Below are 19,377 nucleotides of genomic sequence, written 5' to 3'. Positions count from 1 at the left end.
GGATGGCTTTATGACGTCTCTCCATGATTTACATTTGAAACAGGGCGCAGTAATGGGTGTTTATAACCACTATTCAGTGCCCTCTGCCTACCATGACCCAATGGTTGAATATAAAGCCGTGCGTGAAAATGTGTTGCTCGTTGATTATTCGCATATGTCAATTGTGAGCGTGGTGGGTGACGATGCGTGGGCACTGGTGAATTATCTGGTCTCTGCAGACGTCTCCATTATTCGTGACGAACAGGGGATCTATTCTCTGGTGCTTAATGAAGATGGCACGATTCGCGGGGATGTTTACGTCCTTTGTTCTTCAGAAGGTTATTACGTTATGTCTGAGAACATACCTGCCGCTGAACTGGTGGCGAACCTCAATACACTTCTGGAAAAGACAGACGAACTCGATATTCAGGAAAACCCTGAAATCAAAGATATGCGCGAAGAAAGCTGGGGCGCGATCCTGCTTGAAGGCCCGTACGCATGGGAACTGATGTCGGAAATTCATGGCTTCGATATTGTCGGCCTGCCGTATTACGAGTACATGAATACCGACGATGAACTGATGGTATTCCGCTGCGGTAAACACGGCGAATTTGCCTACATGGTTATGGGCCATCGGGAGAAGCTGCTTGAGCAGTGGCAGCAGCTACAGCAGCAGGGTGGCAAATACATGTTGCAGACCGGCGGTCTGGACTATCAGAAAATGGTGCGTATTGAAAACCCTGGATGGGACGAAAGCCTGTGGGCCGATTACGCCCTGAATCCTGTTGAGCTGCAGATGCAGTGGGCCGTTCAGTATGACAAAGAAGATTTTGTCGGCAAAGAGGCGGTACATGCGCAGTCGCATGGCGAAGACGCGCGCAAGATGATTGGCATGATAGCCGAAGGGCCGTGCTCAGCTATTGAACCGGGCGATAGCGTTCTGGTCAGCGGCCAGGCGGTAGGCCGCGTGGTTAAGGCCATTTTCTCGCCTGCTCTGCAATGCTTTATTGCCCTGACTTTGCTGGAAAGCGACTACGCCTGGTCAGACATTTGCGGCTTTGACATTCAAACCCGCACTGGAACGGTGGCCGCGAAAACCAAAAGTATGCCGTTTATCTATAACCTGAGCATGATGGTTAACCCGACTGAGCACAGCTTTGTTGATGCGTCAAAAGCGAAAAGCGCATTGTAATTAATTCAACATCAGAAACAGCGAGCAGAAATAAACAGAATAATGCCGCCGGGTATTCTTCCTGGCTGTTTATTGCCTGTACAAGGAGGTAGATGTATTTATGAAGACAAACAGGAAGCGCGTTGTTATTACCGGGATGGGTATTTTATCCTCTCTGGCCGAAAACCTTCAGGATTTTAAAGACGCCTTATTAAATAAGAAACATGGCGTTACCAACAGCGAACGTTTTTCAACATGGTTTGAAAATGCCAGGGCTGCTGAAGTGCTGCATGATATCGATTATTCAGCGCTTTCGGATGAGGTTATTGCCTCGCTCGATAATGCCGCGCTCTGGGCATATAAAGTGGGCAAAGATGCGCTGAGCCAGGCCGGCCTGGTAGATAATAAACCGCATCTCCAGGAGACCGGCCTGATTGTTGGCGTTTCTTCTGCCGGTACCGAGGCGTTTTTACCGCTCTTTGAGCAACGCATAGAAGACTTCTCCCTGCGTAAGGCGCTTTTTTCCGGCGGCTTTTCCTCCTGCTGTTCCAGCGTATCGACCTTACTCGGTCTACAGGGCGGGGTAGAGCTGGTTGCCACCGCCTGCACTGCTAGCCCGAATGCGGTGGGGATGGCCTTCGACTATATCCAGAATGGCAAAAGCAAAACGATGCTGGCGGTCGGGACGGAGCCGATTTACCTGCCGACTTTCGCCGGTTTTTATGCGCTTAACGTCATGCATCCTGATGCCTGCACGCCATTCTCAGGCAACCCCGGCATGTCTATTGGTGAAGGGGCGGGTGCGCTTGTGCTTGAGGACTACGAGCATGCCGTTGCGCGCGGCGCAACCATTTACGGCGAGATCCTCTCCTATGCCACCTCCTGCGATGCATTCCATGAAACCGGGCCCGATCCGCGTGCCAGCGGCGCCGTGCAGGTGATGCTCAAGGCGATGGAAAATGCCGGTATCACGCCCGATCAGATTGATTACGTCAATGCGCACGGCACTGGAACTGAAGCGAATGACCGCATCGAAACGCTGGCGATGGAAAAAGTCTTTGCTGGTTACGAGATGCCGCTGGTGAGTTCCACTAAATCCTACTTTGGTCATAACATCGGCGCAGCGGGTATTGTTGAGCTGATCGCCTGCCTTGTGACGCTACCGGATAACCGCGTTTTGCCAACGCTGAACTTTACGAACGCCCGCCCGAACTGCGGTCTGGACTATGTGCCAAATGCGTTTCGCGACCAGAAAATCAATGTCTTTATGAAGAACAACTATGCGTTCGGCGGTAATAACTGCAGCATGATCGTGAGCATGGAGCCTTGTTCTATTCCGGTCACTCATTTTGACCAGAAGCGGGTAGCGATTTCCGGTACCGGTGCAGTTTCTGCCATTGGACACACGATTAATGAGATCCTCGACGGCGTATGGAAGCGTAATCACACCGTTGAACTGGGTGGGGTAACCTTTCCTGATGACACGCTTGCAGAAGCGAAAGCGCTGCAAGCGGTTCTGGAAAATACCCATCAGTTTGAAGCGCTGTTTGGCGACGAGTACCGCCTGACGACCGCCACGCTGCCGGAAGATAACGAACATTTCAAAACGTTCCAGGTGACAGGACTGGAGCCCCGTAAACATTTACGCCGCTTTGACCCGCGTAAAGCAACCCGCGGCGGCACCTTTGCCCTGATTGCGCTGTCAGAAGCGCTCGGACAGGCGAAGCGCAAAATTAAGCGCGATGGCGACGCGCTGGGCATGGTGATGGGGATGGCCAGCGGGCCGCAGGAAACCACCTACAAATATTTGCAAAGCCTCAAGCTTGACCCACGTAAGGTCAGAACGTCTGAGTTTCCGGGCTCGCTGATGAACTCGCTCCCGACCTTCTGCGGTATTTCCGAAGGGATCAAGGGCTACACCACTACGCTTGCGACCGGTGAGAATGCGGCGCTGGGCGCATTAACTTATGGTTATGAAATTATCCGCCAGAATCTACAGTCGCAGGTGCTTGTGGGAGGCGCGGATGAGTATTTCCCGTCGATGTCGCTGTATATGAATGCGGTAACACAGAAACTTCATATGACATCCGAGGCCCGTGAGTACCAGATTTACGGCAAAGATCCGAAAGGGTATGTTCCGGGTGAAGGCGCCTGCATGCTGCTGCTGGAAGATCCGCAGCGGGCGAAAGAGCGTGGTGTTGAGGTGCTGGCCGAAGTCGCAGGTTACGGTAAGTCCTGCAGCAACAGCTATTTTGATGCATCGAAGCAGGATGAAAAGTCGTCATCAATGGCGTTGGCTATTGCCCGTGCGCTGGCTGATGCTGGTATTACGGCGCAGGCGGTTGACCTGGTGTGCGGCACCAGCAACGGCAGCATCGATAGCTCCCGCATTGAAATCGAGGCCATTTGCGAAATCTTTGCGGCGGTGAAACCTGATGTGCCGGTGGTGAACTATAACGCCTGCTTTGGTTTTGTCGCATCCGCTGCTGGTTTGCTGAATCTGATCGTCATTATTGACTGCATTAAGAAGCAGGCTGTTCCCGCAATACCGCATACCGTCGAGTTCTTTGATGAGCGAATTAACTTTGTTCGTGAACCCCGGAGCCTTGCGCTCAGGCACGTATTACTCGTGGGCGCGACGGAAGGCGGGAACTATTACGCGTTTGTGATTAAAGGATAATATTGTGGATAATGCCGCTATTATTTCAGGGTTCAGTTCCTGTTTGCTTTTTGCCAAAGACAGTTTTCAGTTAATTCAAAATCTGAAGCTGGGAAAGCGCGTTGAAAGAACGCCCTGGTTTACGTCTGAGGCCGAGGCAATAAAGTGCGGGTTTAAAGGTAATAAGCATATTGCCTCGCTTGATTATACGGATGATAGCGCATTAGATCTGCTTTATCGCCTGACAGAAGACGCACTTGAACAGGCCGAGCTGGATGTGCAACGGCTGGCCGGGGGTAACGTACGGGTTTATTTGACCGGTGTCGGTCCTCGGGTCGATGGCATGGCGTTTAAAAGTTTTTATAACAAGAATGATATTGAAGATATTCAGCTTTCAACCTCGTTAATACAGCTGCACGTTGACAATATGTCGCAGGATCGTCTGGCAAGCCATATTGCCCGTAAATATCGCTTGCAGTATCTGCCGCCGAATATGAATTGCACCAGTAATTCATCGCTGACGGCAATACATTTAGGGTGCCAGGCCATTGAGCATAATGGTGCCGATATAGTGCTGGTGATCAATTGTTCCAAAATTAAAACGCAGGACATCTGGTTCCTGAACACGCAGTCGATGCTGGACACCGATCTTGTTCAGCCGTTTGGGGAGAACAGTAAAGGTGTTCTGTTTGCCGAAGGCTATAGCACGCTTCTGCTGGAGAGCGCCCGCCACCGGCGCGCCCGGCAGATAACGGGAGGGGTACGTCTGTAAACCGCCTACGCGCAAATCAGCGCTGGCAGAAGTAACGACAGTTCATGGCTCAGCACCAATATCCTGCAAGTAATGCAGTCGGCGATGAAAAAAGCGGACGTCAGTACAGAACAACTGTGCGCGATCATTCCGCACGGCAACGGCTCATCCGTCAGTGATAAAGCGGAAGCCAAAGCGATAGCGGTATTTGCCGAAGACAATACGATCCCGGTCCTCGCCTATAAAGGACAAATGGGTTATACCGCAACCGGCTCGGGCATTATTGATTTAATTATCGGCCATCACGCTTTATCTCATCGCGAACTTATTTCCCCCGTTGGGAATGACGAAATTATTGATGTCGTTGCGCAGCATGTTTTAGTTAATCGCGGCGTAACCGGACACAATAAACGTCATCTCCTGAAAACAGGCATTGGGGTTGATGGTTCTGTTATTGGCGCCGTGATGACTGATGTGAATCCAGGCCGGTGAGCGATCATGGAGAGTGACATGTATTTATCCTCATTTTCGATTATTGAGCCAGACGATAAGTTTTATTTTTATCAGCCAGGCTGGCTGAATGCCTGGGAGTCGCATTAATATAATAAGGCACTTAAATCTTCGCATGTGAATGGCTGGGGACTGAAGCGCTTTGGTACGCAGCCGGAACGCTATGCCGGAGAAATGATCCGTAATCCTCAGTATCAAAAATACCTTGAGGCAATGGAACGGGCGGCTGATGAAGCGCTGCAGGGGCTAGCCACCAAAGAGCGAATGAAGTTATTAAAGCTTCGTACGGCATTTATTTACGTGGATTCATGGGGCGAATCGGGGCCATTTGAGAATATCTCCAGCGCACTACACATTTCGATGATAGATACCCTGCCAAAGAATCTGGTAAAGAAATTCGCCATTAACGCGCCGACCTGCAAAATCCGGGGCGAGAAGCAGGCTTTCACCCAGGCAATCTTTCTGGCGAAGGATTACCTGAGCTGGGATGTTTTTGATTATGTCGTGATATGTGCAGCGTACCGTGCCATTCCGATACTCGTATTTTCTGATGAGGATCTTTCCCTGAAGCGGGGTGAAAAGCGCAGAGGCCGGGCTGATAGTGTGAATTTAACGGTCGAACGTGCAGGCTGCTTTATTTTTAGTCAGCAGGAAAGCGCAGTAAGAGTGAGTGGTGGGCAATATATTAGGGCGGATCACATTGAAAACCCTGCAGTTGCTGAATACATCGCTTTTGCTGGTTTGCGAAAAGAACTGCTGCAGCGTTCAGCGGTTCCTCAGCAAAATACCCTTTATCTGGTGGATACCTACGGTGCCAGCGGCTGTCTGACACCCGCGTTGAGCTTTGCCTGGATTCATCAACATCCTCATGTTGCAGGAAAAATAAGAACGGTCGTTCCTGACAATTTATCTGGCTATAGCTATTTCGACATTGAATATCGAAAGGAATAACGATAACTCCATGAACGGAATAATAAAAGAGCTCCCTGTAATAGCGTTAAGCAATATTTATAAGCGCTATGGTACAGGTGACGGCAAAGTCGATGCGCTGAAAAATGTCAGTATGGAAATAGCCAAAGGCGAATTCCTGGCGCTGTGCGGGCCATCCGGCAGCGGCAAAAGTACGCTGTTAAATATCCTGTCAGGGATTGATAAGCCTACAGGCGGTACGGTGCTGTTTTTGAATAAATTACTGAATAACCTTAGCGAAGAACAACTTTCAGCGATCCGCGGTAAGCATCTGGGTTTTATTTTCCAGTTCTTTAATTTAATTCCGGTGCTGAATGTATTTGATAACGTTTATTTCCCTCTGGTGCTGAACGGACACACGAGAAAAAACGAGGCGAAAGCGCGGGCGCTGCACTTTATCGACAGCGTAGGGCTGGCTGCCTTTGTGGATCGCAAACCAGGGCAACTTTCCGGCGGTCAGCAGCAGCGGGTAGCCATAGCCAGGGCGCTGGCGCACGACCCGCAGGTGGTGATCGCCGATGAACCCACCGGAAATCTCGATCTGGTGACCGGGGAAGCCATTCTGGATCTGTTGCTGAAAATTAATCAGGAGACCCGCACCACTTTTATTATTTCCACCCACTCCAGCCAGCTTAAAGCGCGCGCGCGGCGTGTGGTTGAAATTAAGGACGGAGAGTTAGTTCATGATTCGCAATCGTAATTTCCTGGTGCTCTGCGGGTGCCTGCTATGTCTGGCCTGGGCCGGTAATGTCAGGGCTTCTGCCGCACCCGTTGCTGAACGCATTATACAGAACGGGTTTCCGACCCAGCCTGGCGCGCTGGCGGAGATGACCCAGGCACTGTTTACCGAGTACAAAGCGAACGATAACCCGCTCTCGCTGGTGTTTTACGCATACGGCATGCTGCGCCAGGCCGATGGTTTTATGACGACCAATGATTTTATTCGGGCATCTGAATACGCCAAAACGGGCTTTTTCTATCTGGATGAAGCGGTTGACCTGCATGAAGACAACCTGCGGGTGCGCTATCTGCGCGCACGGGTTGATGCCTGGCTGGCGGCCGATAGTGGGCGTTGCGTGGTCACGCTAAAGGATACGGCGCTGATGCTGAGTAACGCGTCGGCCTTCAACGCCGGGCTGGTGGATCACATCAACGGCATGCGTTATCGCGCGCTGCTGAGCTGTAAACAGCAGCAGCAGGCGGAAGCGCTGCTGGCGCACATTAAAAAGCAAAACGCCGGGGCCGCCGTGGCGCTGCTGTCTGGCAGCGCGCCGGAGTGGGATATGAATGAAGTGAATCAGGTCTTGTTACCGCTGGTGAAAGGGAAATAAATGTCCGGGCAAATGGTATTAACCCATGTGGGTATCGTATTAATTCTGCTTTTTGTCCTCTGGTGCGTAATATTTCACTCACAAGATGTGAAGTTTGCATTCCTGAATCTCTTCCGCCATAAGCGCCGATCATTTTCAACCATCGCCGCTATCATGCTGGGTGGAATATCGATTTTCCTGTATGGCGGATTTATCGATTACTCCTTCTGGATTTTGAAAGAGCAGACCATTCGAACCAACATTGGGCATGTTCAGATCTATAACCAGAATTATTTTGAAACGTCGAATAAAAACAAAAGCCTGATTAATGACTACCGCTCGTTGAAAAAAGCGATCCTTAACGAGCCAGAGCTGGCCAGGAGTATCTCGACCCTTTCCGGGCAACTGGAGTTCACCGGCGTTATTTCGCAATATGAGAGTGAAACCTCTGGTTATTTCTCTGCGCTGGGCGTTGAGCCATTGCCGGCATTAAAACTGGGATCCTTTGATAAGTTAATTACCGGCAGCGATCTGTCACGGGTAAAAATCAATGAAATTACGCTGGGCAGCGGGCTGGCGAAAACGCTGAATGCTCATTACGGAGACTGGCTTGACGTGCTGGTGGTCAACACTCAGGGCGGACAGGGCGCATTATCTATGCAGCTGCGCGGCGTATTTGAATCCGGTATCAAAGATTACGATGACGTGGCAATAAAAATTCCGCTGATTACCGCGCAACGTATCATGGGCACCGACAGCGTAAGCAAAATCCTGATCCTGCTGAAAGAGGAGGATACTGCCGCCTTCAGCGACAGGTTGCGCCAGTTTATTGCGAAGCACCACCTGCCGCTCATCGTAAAAGACTGGAAAGAGGTCTCGCTGTTTTATCAGCAGGTCGAAGGACTACTGACCGGGATTTATTTCTTTATTAAGCTCATCGTCAGCCTGATTGTTATTTTTATGATCAGCAACTCCATGACGATGAACGTTATTGAACGCACAAGAGAAATTACCACGCTCAGGGCCATTGGCTTAAAGCCACTTCATGTTACACGGCTTTTTTTATTAGAGGGGATTTTCGTCGGCATTATTGGGGCCGCAGGAAGCCTGGCGGTCGGTTATGCTGTTGCATCCGTTATTAACCTTTACGGCATTGCGATGCCCCCGTCGCCAGGGCAATCCCTGGGCTATACGGCCTTTATCAAAACTGACAGCATAGCGCTCAACTGGATAACCCTGGTTCTCCCGATATTAACGACAGCGGGTGCCTCCGTTCTGCCCGCGTTGCGCGCTTCACGGCTTAATATTTCGGATGCTTTTAAATTCTCGTAAGGAAACGGTATGAAGCGCATTGTTATTGCAAAGCTATTTTTAGGTTTATGGCTCTATTCGTCGTGGGCTTATTCAGATCCTGTGGATGAAAAGGCGATGGAGATTATTCGGCGTGCCGATGAGATTCGTTCTCCAAATAAACCTTTTCGCTACACCCTCACCATCAGTGAATATAAAGCGGGAGCAACCCAGCCCGCTAATAAACAGGTTCTGGATATTTCCATGCGCTTTTTGAAGCCTGAAGGGGCTTTGTTGAATAAATCAGCTTCAGGACGAGTGACTCTGTAGCTGACCGGGTTTTCAGGCAATACGCACGCTTTCTGGCATACCAGCCTTCGTTATTTTATTCAGCGCACGCACCATGCCCAAAGCCTCTGCTACCTGACCATCGTAATCACGCAGCGTCAGTGAACCTCCGAACAGTTGCTTTACCCTGTACATGGCCGTCTCCGCTATCGAGCGACGGTTGTAATCTGTTGTCCATTTCCACCGGGCATTACTCCCGGTCAGCCGCTGATTCGCTACTGCACGGTTACGGTCTGCGTACTCTACGGGCCAGTAACCCGCTCCTTTTCGGGGCGGGATGAGGGCACTGATTTTCTTGCGCCGCAGTTCATCGTGACAGAGTCGGGTGTCGTAAGCGCCGTCTGCTGCGGCTGCCCTGATTTTTCTGTGTGTCTGCCGGATAAGACCCGGGAAAGCTTCTGAGTCCGTGACGTTGTTCAGAGACAGGTCCGCGCAGATGACTTCATGTGTTCTGCTGTCAACGGCCAGATGCAGCTTCCGCCAGGTACGACGGCGCTCTTTGCCGTGATTTTTGACTTTCCATTCGCCTTCACCAAAAACCTTCAGCCCGGTGGAATCAATCACCAGGTGTGCGATTTCACCCCGGGTGGGTGTTTTGAAACAGACATTAACCGACTTTGCCCGCTTGCTGACACTGCTGTAATCCGGGCAGCGCAACGGAACGTTCATCAGGGCAAAAATGGAATCAATAAAACCCTGCGCAGCCCGCAGGGTCAGCCGGAACAGGCGTTTAATCATCAGGACGGTGGTGATGGCAAGGTCAGAATAGCGCTGAGGTCTTCCCCGTGATGAAGGCGTTGCCGACTCATACCAGGCATGAGTCGCTTCATCGTCCAGCCAGAAAGTGAGGGAGCCACGGTTGATGAGGGCTTTGTTGTAGGTGGGCCAGTTGGTGATTTTGAACTTTTGCTTTGCCACGGAACGGTCTGTGTTGTCGGGAGGATGCGTGATCTGATCCTTCAACTCAGCAAAAGTTCGATTTATTCAACAAAGCCGCCTGAAGGAGAAACAAAGGCCGATGCCCGTTCACTGGTGCGTTTTATTTATCCGCCACGAGACAGGGGAAAAATGCTGCTCTCCGACTGGTATGCGCTGTGGTTCTATACGCCCGAACTGCGCCGCCCCATTCCGGTTTCGCCACAGCAGCGGCTCGTGGGTCAGATTTCCAACGGCGACGTCATTGTTACCAACTTTGAATATGCCTATCGCGCTACGCTGCAAGGTGAAGTGCCGTGCGGCGAGAAGATTTGCTACTCGCTGGAATTAGAACGCAAGTCTGAAGAGGTGACCTGGCCAAAAGTCATCTACTACGTTGAGAAAGCGGGCGATAACAGGCCGTACAAAGCAGCCTATTACTCGCTGGATAATCAGCTGTTCAAAGAGGTGTCTTACCATGATTTTCGAATGGTGCTGGGGAAGATGCGCCCGACGAAAATCGTGGTGCAGGATACTCGTCACGGTAAGAATTATTCTGTTATGGAGTACAGCGATGTCCGCCTGGAATCCTTACCTGAATCTTATTTTACCCGAGAGTCTTTTCAGCGAGGGATGAAATGAAACACGCGCTGTTGGGATTAACGCTGGTATTGTCCGCCTCTCCGCTGAGCCTGTGGGCTGACTGTCTCTCCGGGGCTGAGGTTGCACAAAACACTACGGTGACGCTATTTGAGCAGGTGTCATACGCGAATAAGCAGAGCTCGCTGTGGCAGATTGATGGCAAAAACCCCTATACCCGAAACAATCTGTTTAACGATGCAGGCGTCAACATCGCCAGCAACTGCTCGCTTATCGACAATGTGCTGAACCTCGACTTTTCGCTCTACGGACTGACCTGGTATGCCCTTCGGCCGCTCGGCACATTCGAAGAGAATGACCGCCGTTCTCGCGGGATTATCGAACAGCTCAGGCTGGTTTATTCGCTGTCAGACCGTATACAGCTAGAGGTGGGGAAGCTCAACACGAAGCCGGGACTCTTTTCCCTGCATTCGCCATCCGATCTCATTAGCCATTACTACGGAGGATTCAAGCCTACGCGGCTTTATGAACCACAGCTGAGATCGGTGTATTCGTCCTCCTCCTGGGCGGCAACCCTGTCTGCGGTTAACCGGGAGCATGCATTATCGCTGACCGTCGTGCCAAAACTGGCGACGATAGATAAACACTATCTCTCTTCCGGCAACTGGTCGGCTAATCAGCGCGGGAACAGCAGTGAAGCCTGGCTGGTGCGTTACACCTCGCATCAGTTTAGCGATCATACGCCCGAAGTCCGCGTTTTGCTGGGGAACTCACATTCGGTGGCGCTCTCCGACAGCTTCAGCTACACCCCTCAGCTGACATTTAACGCTGAAGTGGCGTATCACGCTGAGCAGCGCTGGCGCCATTTTTCCGAACAGAAACAAGCGGAAGTCGAGCGTTATCAGTTCCCGTCATCGCTGTACAGCGCAGAAGATAAAAAGGGCGTTGAGCTAGCCGTAGGGGGGCAATATACCTCTGACACCTTCAACATTTTTGCTCTGGAATACTATTTCCAGAGCGAAGGGTATTCGCGTTCCCAGTGGCAAAAACAACGCGAGCTGTTGAGCTTTCTGAACACCAATACGGGCTCTGGTCCGCTGGATAAGGCATTCGGCGCGTATAAATATCTCATGTCGTCTGAAATCAGCAATACCGGCAACAAAGGCATGCTGCAGGGAAAACATTATCTCAGCGCCTGGTCCAGCCTGCGGTTGGCAAATCAGGCAACGCTACAGCCGTACGTAATCCTCAACCTGGTGGACAAGAGTTCAATGGCGGGTCTTCACTTCAGCACGCCGCTGACCGCTATTAACGACAAACTGGAAGCCTTCAGCGGGGTCTACACGGCACAGGGTAGTGCAAGTTCTGAGTTTGCGTTCTTTGGCGATGCCGTCGGAATTTATGTTGGTTTAAAATATTATTTATAAGGAAATTACTGTGACGCTTAAAAATACCTCGCACCCCGTGGTGCTGCTTTTTTCCGGACAGGGAAATCCGGTTATTGGGATGGGAAGCGATCTATGGGGTGTAAATGCAACGGCAAAACAGGTCTGGGATTGTGCCAGCGATATTTCCGGCATGGATCTGCGTCGACTCTGCCTCAAGGGGCCGATGAATAAGCTGGTTCAGACCACGGTGCAGCAGCTGGCAGTGACGGCCATCAACGTGACGCTGTTCAGCCTGTGGCGGGAGCGCTTTACGAATATACCCATCATTGGCTCCTGCGGCCATAGCGTTGGGGAATACAGCGCGCTGTATTCCGCCGGGGCTATCTCCCTGGAGTCGCTATTTCATACGATTCATTTTCGCGCCAGCACCATGGATGCGGTAAGCAAAATCCATAAAGGATCGATGCTGGTGCTGAAAGGCGCAGCTTTCCCGACACTCCGCGACATTATTACTCGTTCGGGTATCGCCTTGGATATCAGCTGTGATAACACGCCCCTCCAGCAGGTTATTGGTGGTACGCAATCCTCGTTGAGCGATTTCGCCAGCGTTCTGCTGGATGAAGGATACAGCCCGATTAAACCTGGTGTCAGCGGTGCCTGGCATACGCGTTTAATGGAGGAGGGCGTTCAGCCAATGCGCGATTTCCTTGCCAGGCAACCTGTCGTCGCGCCCGAACATGAGGTGTTAATGAACGTAACGGCGCAGGTTGAGTACATTCCCGAAAAGATAAAAGAAAACCTGTCTCTGCATCTGACGCACACGGTGAAATGGACCGATACCCTGTTGTACTTCTTAAACCATACCACGCGCCCGCTGTTTGTTGAGATGAGCAACAAATCTTATCTTGGGCAAATGCTGAATGACTTTCCTGGGGTAGCTTCTGCCCCTGTCCTGCACTGCAGAAAAGCAGTAGAAATGTAATGGTAGAGATATGATCCCTGATTATTTAACATTTATTCGCTTTCAGGATAAAAGGAACCTGCTTTTTATCTATATCATGACGCTTATTCTGCTGGGTTTATACTGGAAAAATAGCGGCTTTTCGTTTTCCAGTGAGGATACCTGGTGCGTGAGCGGCATCTTAGCGCTGGTGCTGTATTCATTTATTGCGGACCTCAAGGCGTATTGGGCCTATAAATGCGTCGTCAAAAATATAGATTTGACTTACTTCCTGGGCAAAGAAAATCAGAAGGTGGATGCGTTTATCTCTGCACCCTTTATCGCTCTTACGTTTGCCGCTCTGGTTTTTAGCGGCTTAACCTGGGCGCTGTTTTTCTTTATACCGCCAGACATAACGTTGATGGTGTTGATGATTGTGGCACCGTTACTTATCTGGATCATGTTCGCGCTACTGCGCCCTGTCTACATAAAGCAGGTAATAGCATCGGCAAGGAACAAAGCGAAATATAAGCGGCTTTCTCATTATTTAGCCCTTGCTGTGGTCATGTGTGTTGTGATGAATCTGATGACAATCACTCCCCTGCGTAACAGCGAACAGTTTGATCTCTACGGGCGCTACCTTACACTCAAATCCATCATCACCATGCAGGTACTCTGTACGGTGGTACTGGCGATTAATCTCCTGTTTTTACGTTTTACGAAGCGGTATATCTTCCTTGGCCATCTGTTCCTGAATGAAATCGATCTCTTCTTTTCATCGGCTATACCGTGGCGTTCGCTATACGAAAGGCCACTCTGGCTAAGGCTGGTGATACTTTGCGGCATTGAGTTTGTCTGGTCGGCATTGACTGGGCTTATCGCCACACTAACGGGATGGAAGGTGTGGTTTGAGGTCTATTTCCTGTTCTGTTATTTGCCTTGTCTGGCTTATTACACGCTTCATGCCTGGTGGAAATGGCATAACGATTTCATCATGTCCTGCGATATGTACCTTCGCTGGGGGGAGATCAGCCGACAGAACGCGTTATGATAAGCGCGTGCTAGCAAATCTGCCTGCAACGTGCGCGTTCAGGCAGTAAAAACACAACAAAAAAGAGGGAGCGGCATGACAATACTCACCATTGCGAATATTAACTGACTACTTGCGGCATAGTGCGGCCCAACGTCATCGGCAGACTTGAATTAACGTTCCCGGAAATAAAAAACCACGCACTGCGGCGTGGTTCAGTAGTTTTTAATCAGCGATCATTTGTTAGCGTCTTTGTAGACAGTGGCGACGGCATCAAAATTAGGGCCGTGCTGACGAGCGGCAATAATATGGTAGTACTTACCGCCTTTCTCATCGGCTAACTTTGAGAGCTCTTTGTGCAGATCACTTGGAGAAGATATGCTTCCTCCACTTTGTGAAACATTGACATTACCGATTTTGACCAGTTTAAAATGGTCAACTTCTTCTTTAGACACCTGATCAGCGGCAAGCGCACTGAATGAGAAAGCGGAAATAAGCAGAGAGGTAGCAAAAGCGATTTTTTTCATAGAGGGAATCCTTTTTCATTAATCTCAGAAATATGCTTCACGCCTATACAGTTTAGACTGTATCGCCACGGATACCGCAAACATTACTGATCCATTGAAAAAATTACCGTTCTCTTTTGCGGGATCTTTTTATTTCAGCCTCACCCCACAGGCTGGTGACTTTTTTATCTCAACGCGTTTTAAACATAACCGATTTTGCTTTTACCTGAAATAATACCGCAGCCCTGCTGTCGTCAGGCTGTACATTCAGCGTGACTGCGGCACAGGGTTATAGATGTTATGTAAATAATTAGCATGGCAATTATTGTTAAAACGACGTCGCGCTTTTTTGAGATTATTCCTACGCCCCTTCAAGAGCTAAGCCATTAGAGTGCCGGAGATAAGCGCCGGGTGGGGCATTCACTTTAAAAATGATCGTCTTTCCCGCCAGTTGTCCTCAATGATTGACCATGCTGTTATGCCCGTTCGGGTATGCTCAGCATCATAAATGTTACTCACATCACTAATTTGCATTGAATATTCCCTTTCATTTCCTTTTGAAATCTTTGTTCTTCATTTACTCTTTCAGCACACCTCCCGGCTGACGCGAAACCGAGTATTGATGATGAACAACACGATAAAAGGGATGCAGCTAAGATCAGCTAAAACCCATGTTATTGGCGTGGTCTGCGAGGGTTTAACTCACCCGCACACTTCAAAAATGCTGGATGAGTTAACCCGACAACTGAATGAACGCGGTTACTTAACGCTGTTATTAAATATCAACAGTCAGGATCATTATCCGATGATGCTGCGAAAGGCTGGGCAGTTGCCGGTCGATGGTTTGGTTTTCTTATCGAACCAGGTTGATGAGCCATCCATTAGCACAGCCGTTGCAAATTATCCCTTTCCGTTCATTCATCTTTGTCCCGCTACTACCGCCCCAGGTCTCAGCGCAGATGATTATGCAGCTGGAGCAGCATTGGGTCGTTTACTGCTGTCACAGGGCTACCAGCGCTTCGGTTATATGCAAAGCCAGGACGCTTCCTCAACTCTTCAGCAGCGTATGAAGGGGTATATCGCCAGCTTAGACGCTGCGGATAAATCATTGAATCAGAGGCTGATAGCCGACGGGCATAGCCGGGAGCGGGCTTATCAATCAATGCTGGCTTACCTGAAAAAAAGCCGGGCAGCAGAACGTATCGAAGCTTTATTTTGTGAAAATGATTTGCTGGCGTTTGGCGCGATACAGGCCATTCGGGATTTTGGTCAGGCCACGCATATCGGTGTAGTGGGTTTTGGGGATGTGGATGAAGCTCGTTCATCAACCTGGCACTTAACCAGCTGGGCGCAGCGCTGTGACTTACTGGTTTCAGAAGCGCTAAACAGACTGCTGGATAATCGCGTTGCAGAAGAGGGGGCATGGCGCCAGGGTGAGCTACAAATCAGACATTCGCATCGAAGAAAGGAAATGCCAGGAGAGATGGCAACGTGCGGATGCGCGGGCCGTCACTAGCAAATTTTAACGAACAATATCAGCAGAAAAGCCAGCCTAAGCGCCATCGCCTGCGCTGACCTTTTACTGTGCAGCCCAGACGACAAACAGCGTATCACGACTGCGGCTGACCAACCGGGCCGCTGCCGCCAGGTGCGCCGGTAGGCTGTTGCCCGTATGGAGGCGGTGGAGGCGGGGCATCGTGACCGTGATGGCGCGGTGCGCAGGCGGACAGGGTGGCGGCAATACCGATTGCGGCAAAAAAGAGAACGATAGGTTTCATGCAATTTTTCCTGTTATGTGATTTAACGGTTAAGTATAGAAAAGCGTGTCAAAAACACAGCAATCACTGGAAAGCACGCCGCAGTGAAACTCCTGGCAAGATAATTTGAGATGTCTCTCAACTTTGCATCAATAATCATGTGTTTTTACTGAGCGAAAGGTATGGTAGCGCCTCATCTTAAAGGAGTCGTTATGAATGGCATTTTGAAATTTGTCCGAGGCTGGTTGCTATTTTCACTGCTGTGGGGCGTGTTCATGTGGTTTATGTCATGGCAGGCACAGGGTAAAGAAATTGGCCAGGCTGTTGTGATGAGTTTGTATGCTGGTTTGATTTATCAGGCTTTGGTGACGATGATCGCGCGTTATAAGGCTCGCAGACAACAAGCTTAATTCAGACCTGCTGCCGGACAGCAGCAGGTCTGAAACGTTAGCCAAGATTTCCGGTCAGGCGACGGTGGAAATCAGTGCTCCGTACATCCAGCCCTTCAATTGTCACCTGTGCGCCATAACGCTGATAGCGATATTCAATTCCGTCTAACGCCGCGACACTTGAGGCATCCCAAATCTGCGCATGAGTCAAATCAATGATCACTTTCTTAGGATCATGGGCATAATCGAAATGTTCAAACAGATCGTTGCTACTGGCAAAGAACAGCGGGCCGCGCACCTGATAGCGCACCGACTCACCATCCTCACTGAGCTGACGTTCGGCATGGATCACATGGGCGATACGTCGGGCAAACAGCATGATGGCTACCACCACGCCTGCCAGCACGCCCAGCGCCAGATTACCGGTCCAGACAGTCACCAGCACCGTCAATACCATGACCAGCGTTTCTGGCCAGGGCATACGCTTCAGCGTTGCGGGTTGCAGGCTGTGCCAGTTAACCGTTTTCACTGCCACCACCATCATAATCCCCGCCAGCACTACCATCGGAATTTGCGCCATGATCTGGCTCAGCCCCGTTACCAGCAGCAATAAAACTAACCCAGCCGCTACCGTTGACACGCGGCTACGCGCTTTGCCCAACTCAACGTTAACGATGGTTTGCCCAATCATTGCACAACCGGCAATGCCACCGTAGAAGCCCGCAAAAATATTGGCCACGCCTAATCCCCAGGATTCGCGACGTTTGCTGGATGGCGTATCGGTGATGTCATCCACCAGTTTTGCGGTCAGCAATGATTCCATCAGGCCAACGAAGGCGATACTCAACGCGGTTGGCCAGACAATTTGCAGCGTTTGCAAATTCAGTGGCACCAGGAAAGTGTTAAAACCTGGCAAACCGGCGCTCATGGGGCCTTCATCCCCCACGTTCGGTACGCGATAGCCCATCAACAATGCAACGGCGGTCACCACTACAATGGCGACCAGGGGCGAGGGGACGCTTTTCAGTATGCGAGGCAGGAGCAGGACGATTGCCAGAGTCGCGGCAAATAAAATCCACACCAGCGATGCCTGACCCCAGACGTGCGGCACTTGTGCAAAGAAAATAAGCACCCCAAGCGCATTAACAAAACCCAGCATGACCGAACGTGGGATATAACGCATCATGCGTGCCAGCCCAGCGACACCAAATAAAATCTGGATCACGCCACCCATCACCACGGCGGGCAAAATATATTCGACGCCGTGCGCGTGCACCATGGGACCAATCACCAGCGCCACCGAACCCGCCGCTGCGGTAACCATTGCCGGGCGTCCGCCGAGAATCGATAACGTCAAACATAGCACCACAGACGCCACCAGACTGACTTTGGGATCAACGCCAGCAATTACGGAAAAGGAGATCACTTCCGGGATCAGCGCCAGTGCGGTAATCACACCAGCCAGGCACTCCCGGGTGAGCAGCGCAGGTGAATGCAATACGCGCTCCACACTCAGATCGCTGTCCACGCGTTGTGACGTAGCGACATCATTTGAATTAGTCATAAATTTGTGCAGGCTCTTTTATTTTTTAATCTCGCGCGAAAGGCGAGAAAGATCGGCTAAATCGTGAAGTGATAATGTTACCGGGCAGGGCGGGAAGATACCAGCAAAAGCAACATGGACTCCCTGTCGGGAGCCTGTGTCATACGGACAAATCGTCGGGTGTTTTATGTACAACCAGCTCAAGCAACTGACGATAAATGTCGAGCGAAACCACATCCGATTCCAGCTCAAGGCGATGAATCAACGTCGAAATAATCGTCTTATTACTGATGGGTCTACCGGATCGCAGAATTTCCGCAATAACAGTACCCAGTATTTCCATATCGCTGGCGGGTTTATTTGCAGCAATATTGAAATACTCGGCAATTTCTTTATCGGTTTGAGGTTGTACATTTTGCATAGATCAGCCTTTCAAAACAGCCCGGAATGATATTTCAGCTGTCAGGACATATTGACGTTAAAAAACTTCGCATGGACAGATGCGAAGAAGCCTAATTAATCCGCTATAACATTAAAAATAACCTCTGAGGGTGGAAATCCCTTGGCACCTTCAGATGTGACGCAAACGCATCATGCGTTACAGAGTCGTAATCGACTCACGGAGAATAAAGTTATACAAGGAGATCTTGTTTCGACAAGGTGAATTTTGATTAAATTGTGCTATTTGTTATTAAACAGAAGGTTATTGAGGAAATTCCCTCCTAAAACCTGTACAGGGCAGCTGCATATAGGGGGGAATGTTGTATCGAACGACAAAGAAAGGCGACCAGTTGACAACGGGCAGCGCGATCAGCTGAATAAATTCAGTTTGGCTGTTAATTTACGTAGCGCTTTTTTCTCACCGACAACAGCCAAACCCAGTAGCCGCCATTCAACGCTGGGCATCAGGCGTATCGCATTGCTGAATGCCAAATAATCCGTGGTGGTTTGACCCTGCTCGGGGAATACTACCACATCACATTTCATCTCTTCGCATTTTATTTGCAGTTGATTTAACTGTTCAATACTGGCTGCTAATACCGGAATGCCAACGGGAATTAAACCCGGATAATGACGCGCATTGACATCTTCTAAGGGGCTTTGTTGAATAAATCAGCTTCAGGACGAGTGACTCTGTAGCTGACCGGGTTTTCAGGCAATACGCACGCTTTCTGGCATACCAGCCTTCGTTATTTGTCGCTACCGATGTAAAACTGGCCCACCTGCCGATGTAAATCTGACCCACCTAGGGTAAAAATGGCAGTTTTAAGGCACTGCCAATGATGACATTGGAGACCAGAGTGGAGATTAGTGTTTTACAC

General features: G+C 50.2%; 17 protein-coding genes and 3 pseudogenes. 14 read left to right on the top strand and 6 right to left on the bottom strand.

Translation table 11 applies throughout. From position 1 onward, the window contains the following. Window positions 1–10: 10 nt before the first annotated feature. The 8 genes and pseudogenes from H2P46_RS00100 to H2P46_RS00065 all read left to right on the top strand — a co-directional run. Window positions 11–1,171 carry an aminomethyl transferase family protein gene (locus H2P46_RS00100; protein ID WP_193403204.1) on the top strand — a complete coding sequence of 387 codons (1,161 nt, stop codon included), beginning with the start codon at window positions 11–13 and terminating at the stop codon, window positions 1,169–1,171. 100 nt (window positions 1,172–1,271) lie between these two features. Next, on the top strand, window positions 1,272–3,830 hold the full coding sequence (locus H2P46_RS00095; RefSeq protein ID WP_193403203.1) for a beta-ketoacyl-[acyl-carrier-protein] synthase family protein: 2,559 nt from the start codon (window positions 1,272–1,274) through the stop codon (window positions 3,828–3,830). Between the two features lie 4 nt (window positions 3,831–3,834). Then, window positions 3,835–5,052, top strand: a pseudogene (locus H2P46_RS00090) (beta-ketoacyl synthase). Between the two features lie 135 nt (window positions 5,053–5,187). After that, on the top strand, window positions 5,188–6,021 hold the full coding sequence (locus H2P46_RS00085) for an ATP-binding protein (protein WP_338103628.1): 834 nt from the start codon (window positions 5,188–5,190) through the stop codon (window positions 6,019–6,021). A gap of 10 nt (window positions 6,022–6,031) precedes the next feature. After that, window positions 6,032–6,739 carry an ABC transporter ATP-binding protein gene (locus tag H2P46_RS00080; RefSeq protein ID WP_193403202.1) on the top strand — a complete coding sequence of 236 codons (708 nt, stop codon included), beginning with the start codon at window positions 6,032–6,034 and terminating at the stop codon, window positions 6,737–6,739. Continuing rightward, entirely contained in the window at window positions 6,723–7,370 is a 648-nt protein-coding gene (locus H2P46_RS00075; RefSeq protein ID WP_193403201.1) for a hypothetical protein, read from the top strand. Before H2P46_RS00080 ends, H2P46_RS00075 begins: the two co-directional genes overlap by 17 nt. Further along, window positions 7,371–8,681, top strand: a complete 1,311-nt coding sequence (locus H2P46_RS00070) for an ABC transporter permease (protein ID WP_193403200.1) — start codon at window positions 7,371–7,373, stop codon at window positions 8,679–8,681. It begins immediately after the preceding gene. A 9-nt stretch (window positions 8,682–8,690) separates the two neighbouring features. Continuing rightward, a pseudogene (locus tag H2P46_RS00065) lies at window positions 8,691–8,957 on the top strand (outer membrane lipoprotein-sorting protein); the annotation flags it as partial. Between the two features lie 24 nt (window positions 8,958–8,981). Here H2P46_RS00065 and H2P46_RS00060 read toward each other — a convergent pair. Next, window positions 8,982–9,950: an IS5 family transposase gene (locus H2P46_RS00060; RefSeq protein WP_193403199.1), complete on the bottom strand. Its 969-nt coding sequence runs from the start codon at window positions 9,948–9,950 to the stop codon at window positions 8,982–8,984. A 33-nt stretch (window positions 9,951–9,983) separates the two neighbouring features. On the opposite strand from H2P46_RS00060, the pseudogene H2P46_RS00055 reads away from it, so the two are divergent. From H2P46_RS00055 to H2P46_RS00040, 4 genes and pseudogenes are all read left to right on the top strand, one after another. Next, window positions 9,984–10,544 (top strand): annotated as a pseudogene (locus tag H2P46_RS00055) (outer membrane lipoprotein-sorting protein); the annotation flags it as partial. Further along, window positions 10,541–11,929: a hypothetical protein gene (locus tag H2P46_RS00050; protein ID WP_193403197.1), complete on the top strand. Its 1,389-nt coding sequence runs from the start codon at window positions 10,541–10,543 to the stop codon at window positions 11,927–11,929. The pseudogene H2P46_RS00055 and the gene H2P46_RS00050, both read left to right, overlap by 4 nt. Window positions 11,930–11,939: 10 nt before the next feature. Continuing rightward, window positions 11,940–12,872 carry an acyltransferase domain-containing protein gene (locus H2P46_RS00045; protein ID WP_193403195.1) on the top strand — a complete coding sequence of 311 codons (933 nt, stop codon included), beginning with the start codon at window positions 11,940–11,942 and terminating at the stop codon, window positions 12,870–12,872. A gap of 10 nt (window positions 12,873–12,882) precedes the next feature. Further along, window positions 12,883–13,881: a hypothetical protein gene (locus H2P46_RS00040; RefSeq protein ID WP_193403193.1), complete on the top strand. Its 999-nt coding sequence runs from the start codon at window positions 12,883–12,885 to the stop codon at window positions 13,879–13,881. 215 nt (window positions 13,882–14,096) lie between these two features. Here the strand turns inward: H2P46_RS00040 and H2P46_RS00035 are convergent, their stop codons facing one another. Beyond that, window positions 14,097–14,387, bottom strand: coding sequence for a YdgH/BhsA/McbA family protein (locus H2P46_RS00035; RefSeq protein ID WP_193403191.1), 291 nt, complete (start codon window positions 14,385–14,387; stop codon window positions 14,097–14,099). A gap of 601 nt (window positions 14,388–14,988) precedes the next feature. On the opposite strand from H2P46_RS00035, the gene H2P46_RS00030 reads away from it, so the two are divergent. Beyond that, window positions 14,989–15,882: a substrate-binding domain-containing protein gene (locus tag H2P46_RS00030; protein WP_238938922.1), complete on the top strand. Its 894-nt coding sequence runs from the start codon at window positions 14,989–14,991 to the stop codon at window positions 15,880–15,882. A 94-nt stretch (window positions 15,883–15,976) separates the two neighbouring features. Here the strand turns inward: H2P46_RS00030 and H2P46_RS00025 are convergent, their stop codons facing one another. Continuing rightward, on the bottom strand, window positions 15,977–16,144 hold the full coding sequence (locus tag H2P46_RS00025) for a hypothetical protein (RefSeq protein ID WP_193403189.1): 168 nt from the start codon (window positions 16,142–16,144) through the stop codon (window positions 15,977–15,979). 161 nt (window positions 16,145–16,305) lie between these two features. On the opposite strand from H2P46_RS00025, the gene H2P46_RS00020 reads away from it, so the two are divergent. Then, window positions 16,306–16,533: a DUF6404 family protein gene (locus H2P46_RS00020; protein ID WP_275092407.1), complete on the top strand. Its 228-nt coding sequence runs from the start codon at window positions 16,306–16,308 to the stop codon at window positions 16,531–16,533. Between the two features lie 37 nt (window positions 16,534–16,570). Here H2P46_RS00020 and H2P46_RS00015 read toward each other — a convergent pair whose 3' ends face one another. The 3 genes from H2P46_RS00015 to H2P46_RS00005 all read right to left on the bottom strand — a co-directional run bounded on the left by H2P46_RS00015 (window position 16,571) and on the right by H2P46_RS00005 (window position 19,165). Beyond that, window positions 16,571–18,076 (bottom strand): SulP family inorganic anion transporter, encoded by a 1,506-nt coding sequence (locus H2P46_RS00015; RefSeq protein ID WP_193403185.1) that lies wholly within the window; start codon window positions 18,074–18,076, stop codon window positions 16,571–16,573. 139 nt (window positions 18,077–18,215) lie between these two features. Further along, entirely contained in the window at window positions 18,216–18,476 is a 261-nt protein-coding gene (locus H2P46_RS00010) for a biofilm/acid-resistance regulator YmgB/AriR (protein ID WP_193403183.1), read from the bottom strand. A gap of 389 nt (window positions 18,477–18,865) precedes the next feature. Next, a complete protein-coding gene (locus H2P46_RS00005) occupies window positions 18,866–19,165 on the bottom strand; it encodes a DUF2000 family protein (RefSeq protein WP_193403909.1) in 300 nt (99 codons plus the stop codon). Between the last annotated feature and the right edge of the window lie 212 nt (window positions 19,166–19,377).

The sequence above is a fragment of the Mixta mediterraneensis genome, assembly GCF_014946725.1.
In the GTDB taxonomy this organism is placed as follows: domain Bacteria; phylum Pseudomonadota; class Gammaproteobacteria; order Enterobacterales; family Enterobacteriaceae; genus Pantoea; species Pantoea mediterraneensis.
This window is presented reverse-complemented; position numbering and strand designations above follow the sequence as displayed.